At 71.4% G+C, this 7,216-nt stretch carries 7 protein-coding genes; 3 read left to right on the plus strand and 4 right to left on the minus strand.

The genetic code is table 11. The features are described from left to right. The 4 genes from AC30N0_RS06365 to AC30N0_RS06380 form a co-directional block, all read right to left on the minus strand. Window positions 1-647, minus strand: a 647-nt coding sequence (locus AC30N0_RS06365) for a Bug family tripartite tricarboxylate transporter substrate binding protein (protein ID WP_489517086.1), incomplete at its 3' end; no start/stop codon positions are given. A gap of 64 nt (window positions 648-711) precedes the next feature. After that, window positions 712-1,716 carry a Bug family tripartite tricarboxylate transporter substrate binding protein gene (locus tag AC30N0_RS06370; protein ID WP_489517087.1) on the minus strand — a complete coding sequence of 335 codons (1,005 nt, stop codon included), beginning with the start codon at window positions 1,714-1,716 and terminating at the stop codon, window positions 712-714. 31 nt (window positions 1,717-1,747) lie between these two features. After that, window positions 1,748-3,343, minus strand: coding sequence for a benzoylformate decarboxylase (gene mdlC / locus AC30N0_RS06375; RefSeq protein ID WP_489517088.1), 1,596 nt, complete (start codon window positions 3,341-3,343; stop codon window positions 1,748-1,750). Between the two features lies 1 nt (window position 3,344). Next, window positions 3,345-4,307, minus strand: coding sequence for an AraC-like ligand-binding domain-containing protein (locus AC30N0_RS06380; RefSeq protein ID WP_489517089.1), 963 nt, complete (start codon window positions 4,305-4,307; stop codon window positions 3,345-3,347). Window positions 4,308-4,472: 165 nt separating this feature from the next. Here AC30N0_RS06380 and AC30N0_RS06385 point away from each other — a divergent pair, with 165 nt between their 5' ends. The 3 genes from AC30N0_RS06385 to AC30N0_RS06395 form a co-directional block, all read left to right on the plus strand. Further along, window positions 4,473-5,672, plus strand: coding sequence for an amino acid ABC transporter substrate-binding protein (locus AC30N0_RS06385; protein ID WP_489517090.1), 1,200 nt, complete (start codon window positions 4,473-4,475; stop codon window positions 5,670-5,672). A gap of 1 nt (window position 5,673) precedes the next feature. Beyond that, window positions 5,674-6,549 carry a branched-chain amino acid ABC transporter permease gene (locus AC30N0_RS06390; protein WP_489517091.1) on the plus strand — a complete coding sequence of 292 codons (876 nt, stop codon included), beginning with the start codon at window positions 5,674-5,676 and terminating at the stop codon, window positions 6,547-6,549. Beyond that, a partial coding sequence (locus tag AC30N0_RS06395) for a branched-chain amino acid ABC transporter permease (RefSeq protein ID WP_489517092.1) occupies window positions 6,546-7,216 on the plus strand: 671 nt, incomplete at its 3' end. The genes AC30N0_RS06390 and AC30N0_RS06395, both read left to right, overlap by 4 nt.

Here is a 7,216-nt window from a genome sequence, read left to right on the forward strand (position 1 = left end):
TCGAACATGAGCGGGATCTGGCCGCCGAGCAGGTCGGCCAGCGCGGGGGCGCTGCCCTTGTATGGCACGTGCTTCAGGTCGACGCCGGCCGCCTTGGCGAACATCTCGCCGGTGAGGTGGCCGGGCGTGCCGTTGCCGGCCGATCCGAAGTTGATGCTTCCCGGCGCGCGCCTGGCGGCTGCGATCAGATCGGCGACGCTGTTCCAGGGCGTGCCCGGGTGGACGACGACGGCCACCGGGGCCGAGGCGACGAGGCCGAGCGGCGTGAAGTCCTTCGTCGCGTCGTAGGGGAGCTTGCGGTAGAGGCTCGGGTTGATGGCATGCGTGCCGACCGTCCCCATGAGCAGGGTGTAGCCGTCGGCCGGGGCCTTGGCCACCGCATCGGCACCGATCGAGCCGCCGGCACCGCCGCGGTTGTCGACGACGACCTGCTGGCCCAGTGCCTCCGCGAGCATCTGCGCCAGCGGCCGGGCGACGATGTCGGTCGGGCCGCCCGCGGGGAAGGGGACGATCAGGCGCAGCGGCTTGGCCGGAAAGGTCTGCGCCCTGGCCGGCCAAACGAAGGAGGCCGCGGCGGCCGCGATGCCGGCGACGACGGCGCGACGCGGCAGCTCCACACGATCGGACCGGGAAGAAGGAAGGCTCATGCAGGGCTCCGGTGAACCAGCCGGATTCAACCACAGCGCCGTCGCCGGCCCGGGACCGCGCGCCTCAGTCGCCGACGATCTTGCGTTCCCTGATGATCGCGCCGAAGCGCTGGTAATCGTCTTTCGCCTTGGCGTCGAACTGCGCCGGCGTCATCGGCACGACGGCGCCGCCGAGCGCGCCGACGCGGTCGGCCACCGGCTTGGTGGCGAGGATGCGGTTGATCTCGGTGTTGAGCCGGTCGATCACCGGCTTCGGCGTTCCCGCAGGCGCGTAGAAGCCGAACAGCGTGTCGGCGTCGAAGCCCTTCAGCCCGGCCTCGTCGAGCGTCGGCACGTCGGGGTAGAGGCTCGAGCGCTGCAGGCTGCCGACGGCGAGCAGCTTCAGCTTGCCGGCCTGCACCTGCGCCAGGGCGACGCCGGGGTCGAGCAGGAAATCGACCTGGCCGCCGAGCAGGTCCTGCAGCGCCGGGGCGGCGCCGCGGTAGGGAATGTGCCGCGTCGAGGTGCCGGCCTGGCTGTTCATCATCTCGCCGGCGAGGTGCGGCGAGCTGCCGTTTCCGGGCGAGCCGTAGCTGAGCTTGCCCGGGTTCGCCTTGGCGTAGGCGATGAACTCCTGCACGTTCTTGGCCGGAAATTCCGGCTTGACGACGAGATAGACCGCGACGCGCGCGGCGGCCGCGACCGGCGTCAGGTCCTTGGCCGGGTCGAAGCTCATCTTCTGGTAGATGTGCGGGTTCACCGAGACCATGCCGCCCGAGCTCATGAGCAGCGTGTAGCCGTCCGCCGCCGACTTGGCGACGGCGTCGCCGGCGACGTTGCCGCCGGCACCGGTCCTGTTCTCGACGACCACCGGCTGGCCGAGCGTGTCCTGCAGCGGCTGGCTGACGAGCCGGGCGATCTGGTCGGCCGCTCCGCCCGGCGGGAAGCCGACGACGATGCGGATCGGCTTGGCCGGCCAGGCCTGCGCCGACGCCGGCGGCGGCAGCGCGGCGCCGGCGCCGAGCACGAGCAGCGGCAGGAGCAGGGCCGCGAGGGAGGCGAGCCGGCCGGGGGTGCGGTTGGAGGTCATGCGTCTTCCTTGTCTTTCGTGTGTTCGTCGATCAGGCGACCACCACCTCGACCAGCGCCGGCCCGGTCGAGCGCAGCGCCGCGCCGAGCGCATCGGCCAGGACATCGGCACGATGGATCCGGACGGCATCCTCGACGCCCATGCCGCGCGCCAGCGCGACGAAGTCGAGTCCGCCGAGGTCGGTGCCCACGAGCTTCGCGCCGGCCTCGAAGCCGAATGTCGGCGCGAATTCCTGCAGCGCCGCGTAGCGCCGGTTGTTGAGGATGACGAAGGTCATCGGCAGCTTCAGCTGCGCCGCGCTCCAGAGCGCCTGGATGGAATACATCGCCGAGCCGTCGCCGACGAGGCCGATCACGCGCGCGTCCGGCCGGGCCAGGGCGACGCCGACGGCGGCGGGCAGGCCGAAGCCGAGGCCGCCGCTGGCCATCGTGTAGAAGGTTTCGCTGCGCAGCATCGGCAGGTGGCGGTGCATCACCGGCCGCGAGCTCGGCGCTTCCTCGACGATCACGTGCTCGGGCCGGCGCACCTCGGCCAGGGTCTGCAGGGCGAAGGCCACGGACATCGGCGACGAGGCCTCGGCGCGCGGCGCCGCGGCGCGGCCGCTTGGCGCGGGTCGGTCGAAAGGCGCAGCGCGCGCCAGCAGCTCGCGCACGGCGAGCCGCAGGTCGCCGATCGCTGCCGTGCCCACCGGCGCCCAGGCGGCGAGCTCCGGATCCTCGGTGATCTGGAACAGCGTCGCAGCGGCGGGCAGGTGCGGGCCGAAGCCCTCGACGTGGTAGGTGAAGGTCGGCGCGCCGAGCACCAGGACGACATCGCTGCCGCCGAGCAGGCCGACGATCTTTTCGCGCATCGCCGGCAGGAAGCCGGCGAAGAGCGGGTGGTCCTCGGCGAATCCGCAGCGCGCCGACATCGGCGCGGCGAAGGCGCGTGCCTGGTGCCGCTCGGCGAGCGCACGGACGTCGTCCCAAGCGCCGCCGCGGTCGACGCCGGCGCCGATGACGAAGGCGGGACGCTCGGCGGCATCGAGGGCGGCGCCGATCGTGGCGAGCACGTCGGCATCGGCGCGCGTCGCGGTGCCGACGCGGCGCGGCTCGACCGGCTCGCACGCACGCGACCAGTCGTCGGCGGGGATCGAGACCAGCACCGGCCCGCGTGGCGGCTGCATGGCGACGTAGTAGGCGCGGGCGATCGCCAGCGGCACATCTTCGGCGCGCGCCGGCTCGCAGCTCCACTTGACGTAGGGCTTGGGCAGCTCGGTCGCCTGGGCCGAGAACAGAAACGGGTCGAACGGGAACAGCGAGCGCGCCTGCTGTCCGGCGGTGATGACCAGCGGCGTGCGGTTCTTCATCGCCGTGAAGATGGCGCCCATCGCGTGGCCGACGCCGACCGCCGAATGCAGGTTGACGAAGGCGGCGTTGCGCGTCGCCGCCGCGTAGCCATCGGCCATGCCGACGACGACCGATTCCTGCAGGCCGAGCACGTACTCGAAGTCGGCCGGGAAGTCGAGGAACAGCGGCAGCTCGGTGGAGCCGGGATTGCCGAAGATGCGGCGCATGCCGAAGGCGCGCAGCAGGTGAAGGACGGCGGCGCGGACGGTCGTGCCGGGCACGTGCGTTGTTGCGGCCATCTCAGGCGCCTTGCCGCTCCCGCCGGTACTCGGTGGGGGACAGCCCGACCTTGGCGCGGAAGACCCGGCTGAAGTGGGCCATGCTCGAGAAGCCGTGCGCGATCGCGATGTCGGTGACGCTCTTGGCGGCGAGGCGCTCGTCCTCGAAGGCGGCGCGGCAGGCGTCGATGCGGCGCACCAGCACGTAGCCGGCGACGCCGTCGGGCTCGTCGGCGAAGGCGTTGTAGAGATGGCGTCTGCTGACGTTCAGCGCCGCGGCGATGGCGTCGACGCTGAGCTGCGGGTCGCCGAGGTGGCGCATCACGTGCTGCTTGATGCGCTCGCGCAGCGTCTCGCGCTGCACCGCGGCGTTGCCGCGCCCGGCGAGCTCGAGCAGCGACAGGTGCACGCACTGCGTGATCACCTCGCCGAGGCTGCGCGCCGAGTCCTCCTGCATGCCGGGCAGCTCGCGCCAGGCGCTGCGCATGGTCTCGAGCGCGACGCGGCTGATGCCGCCGTGGCCGCCGAGCCGGCGCGCCATCAGCGCGTCGATGGCCAGGCCGCGCTCGCGCAGGTTGGCCTTCGGCACCATGACGATGAGGTGCTCGACGCGCGTGGGGTTGTCGACGGTGTAGGTGTCGGTGGTGTCGTAGATGCACCATTCACCCGGCGTCACCCAGGCCTGCCGGCCCTTCTGCTCGACGCCGGCGCAGCCCTCGAAGGGCGCGACGATCTTGAGGTAGCCGATGTCGTCGCCGCGCGCCGCGCCGCGCGAGCGCATGACGCGGTGCCGGTTGGCCTCGAGGCGGGTCAGGACGACGTCGCCGGCGCGCGCCGAGGCCATCCGGCCGTCCATCGCCATGTCGCCGTACAGGTCGCTCTGCAGGCCGTGGAAGAGGCGGCCGATCCAGTCGGCCCAGTACGGCGCCCGGTCCGGCACCGCGACGTCGTCGGTGCTCATCAGGACGGGAGGCGGGGTGCTCATGGCGCGGGGCAAGGGACGCTGTCATTGGAGACCACCGACCCGCCCGGGAGGCTAAGGAAAGTCCCCAATCGCGATGCACGGACAGGCAAGGGACGCTGCATGGATGAGAAAGCACCCGGCATCGGCCGTGCCACCATTCAGCCCACGACATCGGAGGAGACCGCCATGACCCGCAGCCACTCGTCGATCACCCGCCGCCGCGCCGTCCAGGGGCTCGCGGCCGCGATCGCCCTGCCGGGCATCGCGCGGGCCCAGGGGCAGCCGGTCCGCATCGGCTACGCCATCGCCCGCACCGGCCCGTGGTCGGCCGGGGCACAGGTGAGCCAGGAGCCGAACTACCTGCTGTGGCAGGAGCAGCAGAACGCCGCCGGCGGGATCAACGTGAAGGGCACGAAGCGGCCGATCGAGTTCGTCGCGTCCGACGACCGCAGCGAGATCGAGACCTGCGTGCGCACCTACGAGAAGCTGATGGGCAGCGACAAGGTCGACCTCGTCCTGCCGCCCTGGGGCAGCAACGCGAACTTCGCGGTCGCGCCGCTCGCCAACCGCTTCCAGTACCCGTTCCTGGCGCCGACCGCGCTGTCGCGCCAGCTCGTCGAGCTCAAGCTCCCCTACTTCTTCCTTCTGCTGCAGCAGCCGGCGCCGATGACGACGGCTCTGGTCGACATGCTGAAGGCGAACGGCGCGAAGACGGTGGCGCTGATCTACGTCGACGACCTGTTCGGCCTCGAGAACTACGCCGCGATGAAGGTGGCGCTCAAGGGCAGCGGCATCACCCTGGTCGAGGACAAGAGCTACCCGCTCGGCGTGCGCGACCTGGCGCCGGTGCTGCGCTCGATGAAGGACAAGAACCCGGACGCCTTCGTCTGCTTCACCTACCCGCCCGACACCATCCTGGCCAGCCGCCAGGCCAGGGAGATCGGCTTCAACCCGCGCTTCTTCTACGCCTCCGTCGGCACGGCCTTCCAGCTCTACAGGAACGTCATGTCGCCGGCCGGCGCCGAAGGCGTGCTCGGCATGGGTTCGTGGAACGTGAAGACGAGCCCCGGCGCCAAGGCCTACTTCGACGCCCACGTCAGGAAGTGGAACAAGGAGCCGGACCGCTGGGCCAGCGGAGCCTGCTGGGCCGGGCTCGAGATCCTCACCGCCGCCGTGGCCCGGCACGGCACCGACCGCAAGGCGATCCGCGACTACGTCGCCGGCACCGAGCACGCGACCATTCTCGGCAAGATCCGCTTCGCCGGCAGCGAGAACGTCGGCACGCCCGGCAGCGTGGGCCAGTGGCAGAACGGCGAGTTCGAGGTGGTGTGGCCGAAGGCGATCGCCACCGCATCGCTGAACCCGAACAAGGCCGCCTGGAAGTAGCGTGTCGCCGGGGGCCTGGGTCGAGCTGGTCGCCTCCGGCCTCATCACCGGCGGCGTCTACGCGCTGGTCGCGCTCGGCCTGAACCTGCAGTACGGGCTGATGCGCATCCTCAACATCGCGCACGGCGAGTTCCTGATGCTGGGTGCCTTCGCCACCTGGCTGGGCCACACCCGCTTCGGCTGGTCGCCGCTCGTGATGGCGCCGCTCGTGTTCGCGGCGCTGATGCTGGTCGGCCTGGTCGTGCACCGGCTCGCCTTCCGGCCGCTCGCCGCGACCTCGGCCAACGTCGACGTCTTCGAGGCGCGCGGCCTGATGGTCGCCTTCGGCCTCATGTTCCTGGTCCAGAACGTCGCCTCGCTCGCCTGGGGCGGCGAGCTGCGCGGCTACGACTACCTGACCGGGCCGGTGTCGTTCGGCGACGCGCGCTTCGCCGCCAACAAGCTGGTCCTGCTCGGCGTGGCATTGGCGGTCGGCATCGCCTTCATCGTCCTGATGCGGACGACGCTGCTCGGCAAGGGCGTGCGGGCGCTGATGCAGTCGCCCGTCGGCGCCCAGCTCGTCGGCATCGACACGAAGCGGCTGCATCCGCTGATGTTCGGAGTCGGCCTCGGCCTCTCGGGCCTCGCCGGCTGCCTGCTGTCGATGACCTACACCATCTCGCCGTCGATGGGCGAGCCGTACACGATCACGGCGCTCATCGTCATCACGCTCGGCGGCTTCGGCAGCATGACCGGCAGCCTGGTCGCCGGCCTCGGCCTCGGCGTCGTCGAGGCGCTCGGCATGCACTTCACGAGCCCGTCGCTCAAGTCCCTGCTGTCGTACGCGATCTTCATCGCCGTGCTCCTGTGGAAGCCGAACGGCCTGTTCAAGCGATGAGCGCGCGCCGTGACTGGATCGTGCTGGGCGTGTTCGCCGCCGTGGCCGCGGTCGTGCCGTGGATCGCGAGCGAATTCCTCGCCTCGCTGGCGCTGACCTGCCTGATGTACATCGCCCTGGCGACGAGCTGGAGCCTCTTCTGCGGCACGACCCGCTACCTGTCGCTGGCGACCGCGGCCTTCTTCGGCATCGGCGCCTACGTCTCGGCGATCGGGCTGGGGTCGCTGCCGTGGCCGGCGGTGATCGCGCTCGGCGCGGGCGTCGCCGCTCTCGTCGCGCTCGTCATGGGCGCGGCCGTGCTGCACCTGCGCGGCACGTACTTCGCCGTGCTCACCTTCGGCATGACGGAGCTCATCCACCACGCCGTCACCTACGTCGAGAAGCAGGTGCACGGCACGGTGGGGCGGGTACTCACCACGGTGCCGGAGCGGAGCACGGTCTACCTCACGGTGGCGGCGCTGGCGATCGGCGCCGTGGCGCTGTCCATCGTTGTCCGGCGCAGCCGTTTCGGCCTGGCGCTGGTCGGCATCGGCGCCGACGAGCAGCGGGCGCAGACGCTCGGCGTCGACACCCGGCTCGTCAAGACCCTCGGCTTCGCGCTGACGGCGGCCTTCGCCGGCGCCGTGGGTGCGGCGATGAGCGTGCGCTGGACCTACATCGACCCGGC

Origin of the sequence: Rhizobacter sp., assembly GCF_031412495.1 — a bacterium.
Lineage (GTDB): Bacteria > Pseudomonadota > Gammaproteobacteria > Burkholderiales > Burkholderiaceae_C > Schlegelella_A.